This window comes from Microbulbifer variabilis (assembly GCF_056232115.1).
In genome coordinates, this window is the sequence record NZ_CP174325.1 from 3561895 (window position 1) to 3576749 (window position 14855).

Here is a 14855-nt window from a genome sequence, read left to right on the forward strand (position 1 = left end):
AGGCCTTGGTAAATTCGATATATGATTTGCTTCTGCGTATTTTTTTGAGGTCATGTAAAGACCCCTCTGTGGAAGAGCACAAAACAGTGGGTTTGGATCGCATCATCTGTCTCATAGGTTGCATTTTGGAACTAATTTAATGGTTATAAGTTCCAAAATACAACTAAACTTATTGAAAGTGGAAGGTATATCACAATAATTTTTTGGTTTTATATGGACCAATCGGGGAGACACAGGAAAGTTTTGTAGTGAAACTTCCTCTGAGGCTATGGCGCCCTGGGTTATCACAGGACTGTTACGAGAGAGAAGAAATCCGCTTTTCAATGCGTGATTGAAGAGGCGCTTTCTGTAATTGGGGATCGCTGGAGCCTGCTTATTGTTTGTGATGCATTAAGAGGAGTAAATCGGTTTGATTCATTGCAAGAGACCCTGCAAGGTTCCAGAAATATTCTTACCCAAAGATGAAATACCCTGGAAGAAGCTGACATTCTGGTTAAGATCCCAATCAAACCCGGTGCGCACCACCTGCTCTATAACGCAACCCAGAAATGCTTTGCGCTGGTTCCTACTTTGGTTTTTCTGATCGACTGGAGTGAAAGGCCAAATACACAGTGGTCCATTGTAATTGGTGAAAGGATGGGGGAGCCTGTGACAGTGGATTTGGCTGGAAAAGATGGTAAGCCGGTTACCCTGATGGATCAGGACTTAAAGTGCTGGGGCCGTTACAGCCAGGTCGGTTGCGGGTAATCTGGTAGAATCCTATATTGTATTCAGACCTAAGGCTGCTATTAAGGCTGCTATTAAGGGAGCTAATCTATTTCTGTACGGTACTTCACGAATTGAAACAGCGAATTCGGTCCATTCATAATTGAAGAAACAGCTGTAACTTTGCTTTCCTTTGCATCAATTGTTGGTGTCCAGGAATTCTAGAACCTCCTCCATCCATGTCTCCACATATACCGGCGCCATGGCATGCCCCATACCATCCACCCACAGCGTTTTTACATTTGGAATACGCGCAGCATATTTTTTGGCATGAGCGATATCCAAGAGTGGATCTTTATCGCCATGGATAACAAGTGTAGGGACTTCCAGTTTTTCAAGACGCTGCAATCGCGAACCCGAGAGAGAGATAGCAGTGGCCTGTTGAGTGGGTAGTTGGGGGTCAAATCCCTTCCTGTGACGTAACTCGTAAAGGGTGGTGCGAGTGATATGCTCCACGTCAAAGCCTCCCTGTCCCTGGAGAAAGTGATAGGTGCTGGCCATAAGCCTAACCATGCCTTCCTCTGAGCCACTTAGCCCGTAGCGCAGGAATAACCGAAGCACACTGTATTTAAATGCGTGCTCCACGGGGAGTTCGGGATCATTTACGTAGCCTGAAGACATAATTGAACTGAGGCTTTTCAGACGGGCAGGGTGTTGCAGAGCCATTTCCTGGGCAATCATTCCGCCCATAGAGGCCCCCATCACATGGGCCTGCTGAATTCCCAGGGTATTCATAACCTCAATATTATCCTGCATCATGTCGCTGAGATCATAAGCGGCCTCTTTACTCCAGTTATGAACGCGGCTGGAAGCACCGCAACCACGGTTGTCTGTGAGTAACACTTGGTAGCCCGCGGCGAGCAGGGGTTCATAGACTTTGGGTGGCCAATATAATGAAGAGGAGCCCAGTCCATTGATTAATAGAACAGTCCCACGGACAGGTTGTTCCGCAGGGGCTTTGAGTTGATACCAGATATTGATGTCCCCGGAGCGTACGAAGCCGCTGTCGTCTGACGCCAGATGGGGCAGTGGTTGGTTTAGGGTTCGTTGCAGGCGTTGTTCTATAGCTTCGGGAAGCGGGGGAACAGTAATGACCCAAACGACGCAGGAGAGGCCTAAAAGTAATAACAGTGTGCCCACTGTTAAAGCGGTTTTTTTGATCAACGTAATCCTCCTAAGAGCACCTATCCTGTGCTGCTGTAAAGATAAATTACAAGGAGTATTGGTTGCTAGCTTCGCATAAGTAAGTCACCGGTGTCACTCAATCCTTACGACATTTGTCATTTATTTTTTCAATGACAGGATAGCGAATGGACTGCTAGCATTATTTATTTCTGTGCTATTGGCAATATCATCGCACTTTTAGTGGGTTTGTTTAAGTTTGTACCGCACTGGTGCCCGCTAGACTGGCAACATCCTAATAAATCAGATCAATTAGATCTGAGCCATCAAAGCCTAGTAGCCTTGAGGGTGGGGCCTGGATAAAAGGTTAGTTACCTGAGTGTGATCCATTTGCAGAGGTCCAAAGATATTTTCGTTCAAATATTCTACAAAGGATTTCTTGGTAACCTGTTCGATAACAGCAGATTGGATATCGTGTCCACTATTGCTGAAATTTAAGGTGGGATGGGCTTTAGCAGTACTTTTACTGAGTCAGTATGTCCCAATGAATCATTATTTTATCCCACCTATTGAAAATTGTGAGGCTAATTCTCTGTTCAATAAGTTCTCGTTTTACATTTCGGCAAGAATTTAGAGGTATGGAGTTGATAGGTAAATATTAACCTTTTTAATGTGAACAATGTTTATGCACTCTCTGGGATTCCAATTATGTAGAGTAGCTCTAGCTTTCTCTTATTCACAGTCTCGATATCCTTGAACAATTGGCATTAGTAAGTAGACTGCCAACAGGCTTGGTGATAGCCATCACCCTGAACCACCAGAGAAAATATCAGTAAAAAAAGGATACGGCGACATGCTGAAAGCGGAATATCGTGAACGTGGCCCAGTGCCACAGGATGTAATTGAAGCTGTTTCATTTGATGTGCCCGAATTAGAGGATGGCCAGGTTCTGTTGGAAATGCTGGCTGCGCCAATCAACCCCTCTGATGTCCTCACTTTAACTGGGCAATATGGCATGCTGCCGCCGTTACCGGCTATTGGCGGCAACGAGGGTATTGCGAAAGTGATTAAGCAAGGACCTAATGTGAGTGGCCCTGCAATTGGCCAGACTGTTCTTCTGCCGGTGGGAAGTGGTACCTGGGCTACGCATATGGTTGCAGATGCCAAAGGACTAATCCCGCTGCCCAATGATGTAGATCCTGTGCAGCTATCCATGATCACCATCAACCCACCTACTGCTTATCTTTTGTTGAGCGAGTTTGTTGACCTCAAAGAAGGGGACTGGGTGATCCAGAACGCCGCCAATTCTGGTGTAGGGTCTTATCTCACCTCATTGGCGAAGCTCCGAGGTCTTAAAGTAGTGAATGTTGTACGCCGGGCCTCCCTGGTGGAGCCATTACTTGCTGCGGGCGCAGATGTGGTATTGGTAGACGGCGAGGTTGATGGAAAGAGTCTTGCGCAAAGAGTGGAAGCTGCCACCGATGGGGCTAAGATCCGGTTGGGAATTGATGCTGTTGGCGGGATGGCGACCGCCCGCCTGGGTGAGGCGCTTTGTGAAGGTGCTACGTTGGTGAACTATGGTGCTCTCAGTGGTGAGCCTTGCCTGCTGGCTCCAGGCATTATTATATTCAAAGATATCACCGTACGGGGCTTCTGGCTGGCCAAGTGGTTTGCTACCGCCTCTCCGGAGCGACAGAAAGAAGTGTTTGGAACTATTACTGGGCTAGTGGCAGAAGGAAAATTATCCGCTCCTGTTCATGAGACCTATCCAGTCAAGGATATCAAAGAGGCCGTAAGAGTTGCGGCGGCGGGAGAACGCAATGGTAAGGTGCTCTTAGTGGGGGAGAATCTACCCAATTAAATTCTAATAAAAGACCAGCGTGAGTCTGCAGATCACAAACGCCACAGAGTTCTTGTGGCGTTTATTTACGAGATGATTTTTTGCTTAAGAGACATACTTATCTAGAACAGCTTTATGATGAATGTAAGACGTCTGGCTGTATTCATTTAAGACTTCTTGGCCGTTAGAGGACTCTTATCGCATGGCTCTTTAGCCTTGGCAATATTGCCCATTTTGCTTACCCTTATCCTTGCGTCACAATTCCTTGAGCTGAATAAGTTTATCGATTGTTGAATAATGGACACCTGATTAGACGACAGGTACCCGGAAAGTTGTGATTTACCCCATATTTCCTTGAATATCTTGGTAACTGGTTGGTGGCCAACTTTAAATCGAATGCCAGCGTAATCCTGTCCCAAAAGGTTCCTGCCTGCAGAAACTGTGACTACTGCCTATGGCATGAAAAGTTTTCTGATATAGCTCTTCATTGTGATGGGCTTATTGAAGCAAGCCTGATTGAGCCTATCGTAGGTGTTCAAGAAGAGTGGGTCCAACTATTTCAGTTCGAGGCTGTGGAACAGTTAAATATTTTTTTAAAGAAAGCTGACTTACGATCAGTCTTGTCTGCCTGTGAAGAGGAGTTTGGAGCAAAAATACAGCAGCAAGTGATTGTTAATACCAAGCAGATGACTGTTCCAGCCACTATTGTGGTCTTTGAGCGTGTTAAACCTGACCGTATTCGGGGCTATAAAAAGTGGCTTGGGAAGATTGGGGAGGCTGCAGAAAGTCATCCAGGATTTCTTGGAAGAGAACTTCTAAAACCCATTAAGGGGTTACAGGATGACTGGGTAATTATTATTCGATTTGATTCCGAGGAAAACCTCAATCTTTGGTTGTCATCTCCCATCCACAAAGTGCTTATGGAGGAAGCAGAGTCTTTTCTAGAGCGCGTACAATATAAAAAAATTGGGAGAGGTTTTGAGGATTGGCTTGCCCATGCCAGAGGTATAAAAAATAGTGCGTTGCCTCCCCAATGGAAAATGGCGATGCTCATTATTCTCGCGCTCTACCCAATTATTATGCTGATCTCAATTTGGATTCTGCCTTTAATGGAAAATTGGAAGTCAGCAATGTCACTTTTTGTTTCTAGTCTTATTAGTGTTTCAGTCCTGACTTGGGTGGCAATGCCGATTGTGACGAGGGTATTTAGTTTTTGGCTCTCTGGAGGGGAAGAGGTAAAGACAAAAACGACGATTATAGGGGCGTCTATCGTAGTCTTACTTTATTTGATGGCAATCCTTCTATTTGCATCGTTGTAAGAAGTGACAATACTCAAGCATATCTATTGTCCATGAAATCTGCCTGGTTCTGCCAATATTCTCTGCCGGGTCTATAAAGTAACTTCAGAACTAAGATAAAACTTGGATTTTCAAGAGGACAAATTCGTGAAGAATCCTGTCAATCGCTCTAAAAGCACGGATTGGCCCGACATTTCATTTGCGCAATGGTCAGAAACGGCATCAACTTTACATATGTGGACCCAAATAGTAGGAAAAATTCGCTTGGTGCAGACCCCATGGACCAATCATTCCTGGCATGTGCCACTGTATGTAACAGCAAAGGGGTTGGATACTTCGCTGATTCCATACAATGGTAAGGCTTTTACTATAGAGTTTGACTTCGTCGACCATCAATTATTGATTGTAGTCTCAGACGGTAATAGCCGCTCTATACCTTTGAAACCGCAATCTGTTGCTGCTTTTTATCGAAAGATAATGCACTCAATGAAAGACCTTGGACTTCCAGTAGCAATTTTTACCACCCCTAGTGAAGTCACTGATGGAGTCCCCTTTGAAGGGGATGAAAAGCACTGCCATTATGACCGGGAATATGCCACTCGCTTCTGGCGGGCCCTGGTACAGATGGATCGAGTGTTTAAGGAATTCCGATCTCGGTTTATTGGTAAGTGCAGCCCTGTTCATTTTTTCTGGGGGAGTTTTGATATGGCGGTAACCCGCTTCTCAGGAAGGGAAGCTCCGCCACATCCGGGTGGAGTTCCTCATTTCCCCGACTGGGTTGCTCGTGAGGCCTACTCCCATGAGGTGAGTAGTGCAGGTTTTTGGCCCGGGGGAGGTGGTGTTGAAAGTGCATCTTTTTATTCTTATTGCTACCCCTCAGCAGAAAACTTTTCTAGTCAAAAAATTAAACCCTCCTCAGCTTTCTACTCTGAGAAATTGGGAGAGTTCATACTTCCTTATGATGAGGTAAGAAGGGCTGAATCGCCAGATGAGTTGTTGCTTGAATTTCTACAAAGTACCTATGAGGCAGCAGCTAACAGTGCTGCCTGGGATAGAAATGCGCTGGAAAAGGACTTTACACTTGAAATAAATGGGTGATTATTCCGGATTGTAGGCTGTGTTGATTTGGACTCACTGGAATATCACAGCATCTCCAGATGCTTGATTAGCGGAAGCAAGTCAATGCGCCGCTTAATAGCTGCCGAGAGTGCTATAGCCACTACACCAGTGTGATTGGCTTTTCATGGCAATACCGGTGAAAAGCAGAATGGTAGCCAGGTAACACCAGCTCGAACCAGCCCAGATATAGGTGATATCACCACACCAAACTTGATTGGGTTTTTCTACATTAAATCGACGATCAAATTTATTCGGTATATCTAAATGCTCGACTGTTGCTTTCTTATATCTATGGGCCAGGTTACTTACAAACCAAGCCGGCCTCATACATTAGCCTTCGGGCTTTAAAGCGTCCGATTGGAATTCCCTGCTCATAAAGTAAACCTACGATTGTACGACTACCTGCAGAGCTACGGCTGTGCTCAAAGAGCTCACTGATTTTGGAGCGAAGCTGCATTCTGGGCGTATCAACGACATCCTTCCGTTTCCTGTATTCGTAGTAGCATAATCGAGGTATTCCAAACGCTTTACAGACCTGTTCTACGGACTCATGCTCACTTAATCGGTCTATCAGCGCGTACAATTCATCTCGTCGGACATCAAAAGAGCGGTAACCTTTTTTAGTATCTCTTTCTCCCTTTCTAGGCGATTGATACGGACTTCAAGCTCCTGAATTTCCTGTTGCTCAGTGGTAAGTGTACTATTTACAGGTGCGTTACCCCCACGCTCTGACTCTAGCTGCTTCATCCAACGGCGGGGCCGTTGTACCAACATCCAGTGAGTGGGCCGATTCAGCTATTGAGTAACCTTGATCTACTACCAAACGAGCAGCATCTAATTTAAATTCAGGAGAAAAGGATCGACGTTGTCTACTCATTGAACGCCTCTATTTTCGGTGGCAACTTTACCGCCTAAATTGGTGTCCGGGTTTAGTAGACCACTACAGACTACTTGCTGGTTTATATACGGCCTAAGCGCAAAACCCATAAGACACCCTCAATACATGCTCGGCTATCAATGGGCTTTGGGCCTCCCTTCCTACGTTTTAGCTGGGGAATGCAGGGTTCAAATTTCCACTGGTCGTCGGTCAACTCTGACTTGAATCGGCTCACAACCACCCGTCTTTTTACTCTATGAGTGTGCGAGAATAGCCGATTGCAAGTTATGAAACAGCCTCTATTAATCTTCACTGATATTACACGGATCGACATGAAGATTCCATAAATCATAAACCCCTTGGGCTTGATCGAAGTCAATTAAATTAGGCCCCTGATCAAAATGGGTAATTGCGACAAAGGTGCGCAGGTTGGTTTCGATAGTGAACTCTCCGCCGCATTGACTGTTATCAAGATGTTGCTTGATATCAACCATTTGGTTGTCGAACGAATCGCTATAGGGGTAATCAGAGAATTCATGTCCTTCATAGATTGCTGAATCATTGACAGAAAAATACTGATCTGGAAATTCATGCCTTACCTGTGATAGCAAAAATCCATACTTTGTAATTACAAATGAGCCAGCAGCTGAAAACCCCGCATTCGTAAGCTGAGATTGATCGTCAACGACAATTTTATATTTGAGGTAGCAATTTTTTTCATCAAAATATTTTTCATTAGCATAATCGGCGTCGGATATGGCTGCTTGCATTTCTTTATTGGTGAAATCAATCCTTATCAAATCACCTTCGCCCGGAGCTCTTTGTTTTATCTCTATATTGCTATTTACGCAATCGCCCTCCTGGGCAATCAGTTCAATATTGTAGGGGTCTGAACCCCTTTGGTTATATTGATTGTCGTATGCTACGCTGGCATTCACGGCCCCTAAATTAAAACAGATCAGCGATATTACAAGTGTTACATACATTATATAGGCTTTAAGCATAATAAGTCTCCGTCTATTAATACATCAGGATTGTAAAGGTGGGGTGGGGTCGCATTCTTCAAAAGTCATTCTTGAGTGATCCACAAAAGCTTCGTTTATTTGAATAAAACCCGGTGAGTCGGGGGCATATTGAAACTCTGAATATATACTAGCCTCAATAGAGACAGGTTTGCCGCAATCGTCCTCATCTGGACTATCGCTTGGTGGATGTTTGGTTGCTAGAGTGACATCCAAGTCAAATGATTCTTCTCGTATTTCATTCTCTGGAGCTATCACGATAAGTTGTTCAGATTGGCTGAGCGAACTGTTGTTGTATCTAAGCCTGACCCGAGCTGCAGCAATCGAACTACTTTTAACGAGGTAGTTTCCTTTGACACTAAACTGCAATGACTTCAGACGAATGTTGTTTTTTGTAGGCAAGATCAAGACAAAGAAGTCTAATTCACAACTTTTCTTATCAGTAACTCCAACACTCTTTAATTCGTCAGTGAAGTTTACGTGCATATAGGGGAATCCCTCTGCATCGTTATCAATGATGATATCAGTAAACTGACAATCAAACTGTTGGTTTTGCAGTATTACTGCATAATTTACCTCTTTCAATGCTTCTTGTGCATTCGGTACGGATGTAAAACACAATATTGCAATAAAGGCGATCAATTTTTTCGGCGATAGTCGGTGCCGGTTAGTATTCTCCAACATACCAAATCCTTCTTTTCAAATAAGCTTCTAGTAAATCGCTGAATAATATATGTCTCTATTGTTAAACTTTGTCTTCGGCTTTCAGTCCAGAGCATGATGACGTGGCGGTATAGGTTACTTACCGCTACTCATAGCAATTAGCCTAATTTTTACACCTTATCTATTTAAGGTGATTCTTAGAATTGTGTGAATAATTGAGTTGTCATATCCAGCTTTCTATAGAAAAAAGGATGCTATTTCTAAAACTCTCGAATGACCAGAAGCTCCTCTCTCTGAATTTTATACCTTGGATTTTCGAATTCAGCCCCTTCGCAACACCGTTACTAATTGGATCCTAAAAGTAGGTCAGCAGGTTGGACAAGTGCCATTTCAGAATTTGTGCAACCTTATTTATCGGATTCATTCCCCTGCGTATCGCCCAGCTTTACCAGCGCTCAAAGAACCTCTCGGTTGTAATTCTGCTCATACATTGCCAAAAATTGCGAAATAGGTCTATGATCAAACAGGTGCGCGCTACTTCCAGGACAGGGTCCTTTAAATGCATAATTTTTTTCCGTCAATTTTTCGCTTACACTACTCGGAGTTGGTCAACAAAAAATATTTACTTCTAGATAAACGCTTGTCACCTTTTTTCAGTAAATCCCCCTGCTCGCTTGATCAACTGCCTTGTTGAGGTGCAGGCGAATATGAAAGCGGTCGAGGACAATGGTCGCACCGGGCAAACAGTGGCCAACATCACTGCAAAAAGCCTTCCACTGTATCCAATTTCACTTCTACCTACTCACCGGCGATATCAAGATCGACATCACTCATATTCCATTCAGATTGAACACCTAAGAGTTGCGAGTAGTGGTCTTCAATCTGAATGGGCTGCTTATCCTGATGTAACTGGCAGTTTCGATGAATACATGACCAATTATATTGGATTTTCACACTATTCTACGAAGAACCTCATTTAAAAACATGGAACACAGACAACTGTTGCTAACTTAAAGGTGCCATTACCTTGGTCGAGGTTTGTGATAGCTGGAGAAGCATCGCTAACTGGTCGGTAAGTTATTTCACTATACAGATCAGTCTCTACGAAAACTGATTGACCACACTGGCCTAAACCTGAAGTTGTAGTTGCGATAACATTGTCAAAACTGTCGCTTTTTATTTCTCCGGCACCAAACCAGGATTTTTGGTCTGAAAAAGTTTGGTTTTGATTGTTAACACGATTTCTCACTCTGGCTGCATTGATGGAATTAGGGCTAGTGAGATAGTTGCCAGCTGTTGAGAACTCGATTGCTGCAATCTTGTACCCTGGGAATGGAGTTATTTTATAGTCGACCTCACAAGATTTTTTTATGGTTGTTTGGCTAGTTCCACCTGCAAGAAGTGCCTGCATTTCATTCTGGAGAAAATCAAGCCTTATCACATTAGCTCCAGGGGGAGAGGTAATTGGTGTGTTCGCACAATCGAACTGTTGTTGAACCACATTAACAGAGAAGTTATTTGCATAAGAGGCGGCAGATGCCGTCGCTAAAATAGACAGCGAAAAAATAGTTAAAGCTTTCATAGTTTTCCCTTTGATAGGTTTGGCTATTTATCCTTAATAGTGCCTAATGAAAAGATAAGGATTATTAAAGATGCAAAGCTACTTTGTAGCGTTAGTTAATATTTGTGACTTGAAGTAATTAATATAAATGAATGACTAACAATTAGGAAGAGGTAAATGTAAGGAAAGGCACAAGAATGCGGTCTGGCTATAAATCACATGCCATAGTCTTTTAGCAGTTATTATTTGTTCAATATTAATGCTGTAACAAATATAAATAAAATAAGTTTCATCTCAGTGATATTTGCGGAGTGGCCTTAATGGGAATGGTTTCATCAAGAAATGCCCCCTAGTCAATAATTCACAGATGTAGCAAAAAACTATTTTAAATAAACGTCACCGATCCAAGTCTTTTGTGTACACATAATGTTCATTATGTGACGTAATCAGATACTCCAGGCTGCATTTAGGCTGGGTATATTCATAGCGTTTGAAAATTAGGTTTTACAAAGAGTCATTTTTTTGCCAATGGATACATTCAAGTTAGGCCCCTGAAGGCCCAGCCAGAAAACCCCAAAAATGAGTATCGGAAATCGATAAAGATGGTAAGGGCAAGGCTGTGGATCTTGGAAGTGCGAATCAAACTGAAGTGCAGAGCATAGTGCTCTAGCGTCATTGACCGAAGATGCAAACAGGAATTTTTTACGTGCCATCACAAAGGGTTTGATTTCCGGCTCAGTCAGATTGTTATCGATTTCCAAGTGGTCATCGCTGAGGAATTCACAAAGCCCATTCCAGTATTTCAGGCAGTAATTCACTGTATTACCCAGAGGAAATTTGAATAGCACTTGTAAATGGTGCTTATCCAGCCAGCATTTAAAGGAGGTCATAATGGGTTTGTATTCTTGCTGTCGTAATTCATGCCTTTGTTTCGATGATAGATGGTTGTCTTTGGCTTTCCTTTTAACCCGATAGAGCTTCTTATAAAACTGCATTGCCCGTTTTGCCAGTCCATCCCCCCTGCGCTGCTCTCGCTATGGATTTGAGTTTTCGACGGGCATGTGCATTGTAATGATTTGGGTTTACAGCTGTCTGCTCAAATAACAACTCAAAAAATGGATCAGCATCACAATGCAGCGTGCCTTTAAAGCCGACAAATCCGTCATTTACATCATTATTGTGATCCGAGACATTATATTCATAGAGGATAGCTTCCTTTCCCGGAGGACCGCCTCGGAAACAGTAGGCATAAGATTTTCGGCTTGCTGGCCGGCCAGGTTCATTAAGAACTTGGAGTGATGTGGCATTCAAAGCCCCAATATCCTAGCCAATGACGTCATCTTTTAGCAAATTGATCAGTGGTTGTAGGGGAGTAGCACAATCGATAACAGTATGAGCCATGGTTTGATGGGTGAAACTAAAGCCGGCATGGGTCTCAAACTGTTTTTCCAGGTGATAGAACGGCTGACGATCATCAAGGTTGCTGGCTATGAGGTGGGCTAGAACGGATTCGGTAAACTTATTCTTAGGTAGGATATGCTTTGGCTTGGGAGCAATAACTATTTGGCCTGCACAGCCTTTGGGACAGGTAACCTTCACCGACAACTCGACAATCACCTCATATATTGGGGATATGTAGTTCAAGCGCTCATGACGTTCGTAATAAACGAGATTCTTTTGGCAGCCACACGCACAGGTTTTATCCTGTTCTGAGGCGGGGATTACCACCTCTTTTCTTGGCAGTTGCTCGGCAAAGATTTTCTTTGTTTTTTTATGACGCTTGTGTGTCGCAATACTAACCACATCGTCCTGGTCTTTGTCGCCATCAGCCTCGTTTTCCTCTACAGAACCTTCATCCCGAACTTCTGTACTGTTGAATAGTAACCCCTGGGGATCTTCAGGGTCTTCTTATTGCTTAGAGCGTCGACCAAAGAGAGAGCGCTATAGTTATTTGAATTGAAATAATAGCTGACTGTAAGCCTTTCCAAATCTCATTTCGCTTATAAAGGAGCCAAAATCTATTATCTTCACAATAGAGCATACGAATTTTATTGGCCTTTTTATTGCGAAAGACAAAGAGCTGACTGGGTGTCGGATCTTTGTGTAACGTATCAGCCACCAACAGCACGATACCATCAATCTGATTGAGAAAATCGATCGGCTGACGGTAAAACCAGACTTGGTGTTAAACGGCAGCCACATCGTATTTACAGGTCCATAAGGCCAGGAGTTTGCGCCAACAACATCGGACTGTTGATCACCAGCTTTATGCCATTGGGGAGCTCTAATACACGCAGGTTTCCCGTAGTGGCTGTAGGGGCTTGATATCCACGGGAACAAAGTCGGGGATATCAGACACAGGCGTTTGTCAGATAGTTTGCGGTACCAGTAGGGAACTGGCTGTAGTTTAGGTTGTGCTTACGGGTATAAGCGCGCTTGGATTGAGAGCTTTTCTCGTAGGCGCTGACATGACTTTGCCACTGCTGCTGATTCATGGGACTTCCCACCGAAGTTGATGGAGGGGGCATCATGCCAGTCTGCCAAAGCAAGTTGAATAATGTGGTTCATGTGCCGCTTACCGATTACTTTTAGAATGTTTAGATGATAAGAAACCGGGCTCTGTATAAGCCCGGCAGCTGCAATCAAACATTTTAGTTTGTAGTTACTGGTGAAGAAAGTTTAAAGTGGGCGAGGGCCCTTTCAGCAATCTCCTTGCCATACTCCTGCACAAAATGGCCGGCCTCTTCAATCTTGAGTGGTTCCGGGCAGTTTTTGATGGTACTCCTTAGCATTTCCATTACATTTTCACCGAGCACAGCGTCTCTCATTCCAATCGCCATAAAACTATCCCCGTCCCAGTCCTTGGACCAGAATTCCCGAGCTCTAAGCCCAAGTTCTACACCCTCCATGCCGGGATCGACCGGTACAATCGATGGGAAGCGACGCACCCCGGCTTTGTACCTGTTGTCGGGATAGGGGGCATCATAAGCCACTATATCGAAGAGGTTGACTTCAGATCGGGCATCGCTTGCTATCAACCCGCCAACAGGGATTTCTGGCACTCCGACTGAGAAGTTGCGCCAATGGTAGAATCCCTCCGAGGCTCCGTCTCCTGCTGCTATAGCAGTATTCATTACCAATAATCGGGTAAACCTGCCTGGCATATCCATAGGGAGTGTGAGCCCTAGAAGCCCTCCCCAATCCTGGCAAACCAAAGTGATGTTCCTCAGATCGAGGTATTCAATCAGGCGCATCAAGCTATTGCGGTGAAAGTTAAAGGTGTAAGTATCTTCGTTTGTCGGCTTATCGGACCGCCCAAACCCGAAGAGGTCTGGTGCAATAACCCTATGCCCAGCTTCGACAAATACTGGAATCATTTTCCGATAAAGATAGCTCCAGCTGGGTTCTCCGTGCAGGCACAGAAAAGTTGTTTCTGCCGCTGGCTCTCCTTCATCAATGTAAGCCATACGCATGGCATCGAAGCCTTCGAGACTGTCGATATAATTTGGTTGATAGGGAAATCCGGGCAGCAGGGAAAAACGCTCTTCGGGTGTTCTTAATCGCTCAATAGACATGGGTAACCCTCTTTTGCGTGAAAAGTAGGCAAGCGACTTTGCCTTATGTTGTTATCGACTGGACCCTTTACAGCAGAATACACAACTGTAGTGAAATATATCGGTTAATCAACCGGGCATTAAGGGTCTATTTGCTCGCCAGGCTTGGCAAGATCTTTAAGGTAAAGATACTTGACTAAGTTATTGGGTACGAGACCAGGTAGCCTTTAGCCCAAACTGGAAATAGGGCGTATTGGGACAGATGTCAGCGGTTAAGCATAATTCTTTGAGGGTTGTTAAGAGTCGATATTGATAAAGATTACACGATTATCAGACTCAATTCTGAGTAGGGCTTTGTCTTCAAAAAAAAGTGGGCTCTTCTTGGTAGTGCTGTAATTAGGGTTAAATTGTTTCTTTATAAACTTTACCTGATTGTTTGTTTCCCAGCTGACAGATGATGGCCCCCAGGACTCAGGCCTTATACTGTAAACAGGTGTCAGGCCATTCACAGTTAAAAGATAGAGCTCTAGAAGGTTTTCATTGAAGCCAGCATCCAGGTCTTGCTCCACTGTCAGGATATATTGCCCATTTGGAGAGGTGAGAGGATAGCCTTCCAGGGAGTATTCGACACCATTCTTTAAACTTAAAAGAATATAGTCACTGGATTCCCATAACTGTCTATATATCAATAAGTAACTATCAGCCACGAACTCGAGAGCCGAATAGGTATACTTTTCTCCTGGGGGATTTTCTTCAGTGGAGTCCTGATAAGTTTTGGTTGTGCCATTTTTCAGGGTTACTATTAAAGAAAAAAGTTTGTTACGTTTGATAAGGCCCGTATTTTCAAGCAGCTTACTTTCTATAGAGCGCGCGCAGTTATGAGAATTATGAATATTGGGGCAATCAAACTTGCCTTCTATTGCACTGAAGTGGACTGCAAAACTTAAGCTGGGAGTTATTACTGTAGATAGGAAGCCCAAAATAATAAGTAGCTTTTGTAGCTGACTTATCATAAGGGCTTCCTCTGCCGCTAG

At 43.9% G+C, this 14855-nt stretch carries 15 protein-coding genes and 3 pseudogenes; 4 read left to right on the forward strand and 14 right to left on the reverse strand.

Annotation, left to right across the window (positions count from 1 at the left end):
- Nucleotides 1–327 precede the first annotated feature (327 nt).
- A complete protein-coding gene (locus ACJJI7_RS15870; protein WP_169337142.1) occupies nt 328–465 on the forward strand; it encodes a winged helix-turn-helix transcriptional regulator in 138 nt (45 codons plus the stop codon).
- 438 nt (nt 466–903) lie between these two features.
- On the opposite strand, the gene ACJJI7_RS15875 is transcribed toward ACJJI7_RS15870, so the two are convergent.
- Complete coding sequence (locus ACJJI7_RS15875; RefSeq protein WP_282950844.1) at nt 904–1929, reverse strand: alpha/beta fold hydrolase; 1026 nt, start codon at nt 1927–1929, stop codon at nt 904–906.
- A gap of 291 nt (nt 1930–2220) precedes the next feature.
- Nucleotides 2221–2367: pseudogene (locus tag ACJJI7_RS15880) on the reverse strand (hypothetical protein); the annotation flags it as partial.
- A gap of 373 nt (nt 2368–2740) precedes the next feature.
- Between ACJJI7_RS15880 and ACJJI7_RS15885 the strand changes: the two are divergent.
- From ACJJI7_RS15885 to ACJJI7_RS15895, 3 genes are all read left to right on the forward strand, one after another.
- On the forward strand, nt 2741–3748 hold the full coding sequence (locus ACJJI7_RS15885) for a zinc-dependent alcohol dehydrogenase family protein (protein WP_282950843.1): 1008 nt from the start codon (nt 2741–2743) through the stop codon (nt 3746–3748).
- 356 nt (nt 3749–4104) lie between these two features.
- The gene (locus tag ACJJI7_RS15890; RefSeq protein ID WP_444901750.1) at nt 4105–5046 is read left to right on the forward strand and encodes an antibiotic biosynthesis monooxygenase; all 942 of its coding nucleotides are present in this window, start codon (nt 4105–4107) and stop codon (nt 5044–5046) included.
- A 126-nt stretch (nt 5047–5172) separates the two neighbouring features.
- Nucleotides 5173–6123, forward strand: a complete 951-nt coding sequence (locus ACJJI7_RS15895; RefSeq protein ID WP_282950841.1) for a DUF5996 family protein — start codon at nt 5173–5175, stop codon at nt 6121–6123.
- Nucleotides 6124–6288: 165 nt separating this feature from the next.
- On the opposite strand, the pseudogene ACJJI7_RS15900 reads toward ACJJI7_RS15895, so the two are convergent.
- The 12 genes and pseudogenes from ACJJI7_RS15900 to ACJJI7_RS15955 form a co-directional block, all read right to left on the reverse strand.
- Nucleotides 6289–7021: pseudogene (locus ACJJI7_RS15900) on the reverse strand (IS3 family transposase); the annotation flags it as partial.
- A 302-nt stretch (nt 7022–7323) separates the two neighbouring features.
- Nucleotides 7324–8025: a hypothetical protein gene (locus tag ACJJI7_RS15905; protein WP_282950840.1), complete on the reverse strand. Its 702-nt coding sequence runs from the start codon at nt 8023–8025 to the stop codon at nt 7324–7326.
- 24 nt (nt 8026–8049) lie between these two features.
- A complete protein-coding gene (locus ACJJI7_RS15910; protein WP_282950839.1) occupies nt 8050–8727 on the reverse strand; it encodes a hypothetical protein in 678 nt (225 codons plus the stop codon).
- A gap of 632 nt (nt 8728–9359) precedes the next feature.
- Nucleotides 9360–9449, reverse strand: coding sequence for a transposase (locus tag ACJJI7_RS15915; protein ID WP_169337143.1), 90 nt, complete (start codon nt 9447–9449; stop codon nt 9360–9362).
- Nucleotides 9450–9504: 55 nt separating this feature from the next.
- Nucleotides 9505–9660 (reverse strand): hypothetical protein, encoded by a 156-nt coding sequence (locus ACJJI7_RS15920; protein ID WP_157533701.1) that lies wholly within the window; start codon nt 9658–9660, stop codon nt 9505–9507.
- A gap of 22 nt (nt 9661–9682) precedes the next feature.
- Nucleotides 9683–10288, reverse strand: coding sequence for a hypothetical protein (locus ACJJI7_RS15925; protein WP_282950838.1), 606 nt, complete (start codon nt 10286–10288; stop codon nt 9683–9685).
- Nucleotides 10289–10764: 476 nt separating this feature from the next.
- Complete coding sequence (locus ACJJI7_RS15930) at nt 10765–11262, reverse strand: IS66 family transposase (protein ID WP_444901749.1); 498 nt, start codon at nt 11260–11262, stop codon at nt 10765–10767.
- Nucleotides 11249–12070 (reverse strand): annotated as a pseudogene (locus tag ACJJI7_RS15935) (transposase). Before ACJJI7_RS15935 ends, ACJJI7_RS15930 begins: the two are co-directional and overlap by 14 nt.
- A 112-nt stretch (nt 12071–12182) precedes the next feature.
- Nucleotides 12183–12395: an IS66 family insertion sequence element accessory protein TnpB gene (tnpB, locus tag ACJJI7_RS15940; RefSeq protein WP_475717084.1), complete on the reverse strand. Its 213-nt coding sequence runs from the start codon at nt 12393–12395 to the stop codon at nt 12183–12185.
- A 223-nt stretch (nt 12396–12618) separates the two neighbouring features.
- Nucleotides 12619–12762, reverse strand: a complete 144-nt coding sequence (tnpA, locus tag ACJJI7_RS15945; protein WP_282950837.1) for an IS66 family insertion sequence element accessory protein TnpA — start codon at nt 12760–12762, stop codon at nt 12619–12621.
- A 156-nt stretch (nt 12763–12918) separates the two neighbouring features.
- A complete protein-coding gene (locus ACJJI7_RS15950) occupies nt 12919–13842 on the reverse strand; it encodes a haloalkane dehalogenase (RefSeq protein WP_282950836.1) in 924 nt (307 codons plus the stop codon).
- 275 nt (nt 13843–14117) lie between these two features.
- Nucleotides 14118–14834: a hypothetical protein gene (locus tag ACJJI7_RS15955; RefSeq protein WP_444901748.1), complete on the reverse strand. Its 717-nt coding sequence runs from the start codon at nt 14832–14834 to the stop codon at nt 14118–14120.
- Nucleotides 14835–14855 lie beyond the last annotated feature (21 nt).

Coding starts and splice junctions, on each gene's coding strand:
- ACJJI7_RS15910 (WP_282950839.1), bottom strand. CDS start 8,727: ATGTTGGAGAATACTAACCGGCACCGACTATCGCCGAAAAAATTGATC.
- ACJJI7_RS15885 (WP_282950843.1), top strand. CDS start 2,741: ATGCTGAAAGCGGAATATCGTGAACGTGGCCCAGTGCCACAGGATGTA.
- ACJJI7_RS15905 (WP_282950840.1), bottom strand. CDS start 8,025: ATGCTTAAAGCCTATATAATGTATGTAACACTTGTAATATCGCTGATC.
- tnpA (WP_282950837.1), bottom strand. CDS start 12,762: ATGAATCAGCAGCAGTGGCAAAGTCATGTCAGCGCCTACGAGAAAAGC.
- ACJJI7_RS15925 (WP_282950838.1), bottom strand. CDS start 10,288: ATGAAAGCTTTAACTATTTTTTCGCTGTCTATTTTAGCGACGGCATCT.
- ACJJI7_RS15930 (WP_444901749.1), bottom strand. CDS start 11,262: ATGCAGTTTTATAAGAAGCTCTATCGGGTTAAAAGGAAAGCCAAAGAC.
- ACJJI7_RS15950 (WP_282950836.1), bottom strand. CDS start 13,842: ATGTCTATTGAGCGATTAAGAACACCCGAAGAGCGTTTTTCCCTGCTG.
- ACJJI7_RS15955 (WP_444901748.1), bottom strand. CDS start 14,834: ATGATAAGTCAGCTACAAAAGCTACTTATTATTTTGGGCTTCCTATCT.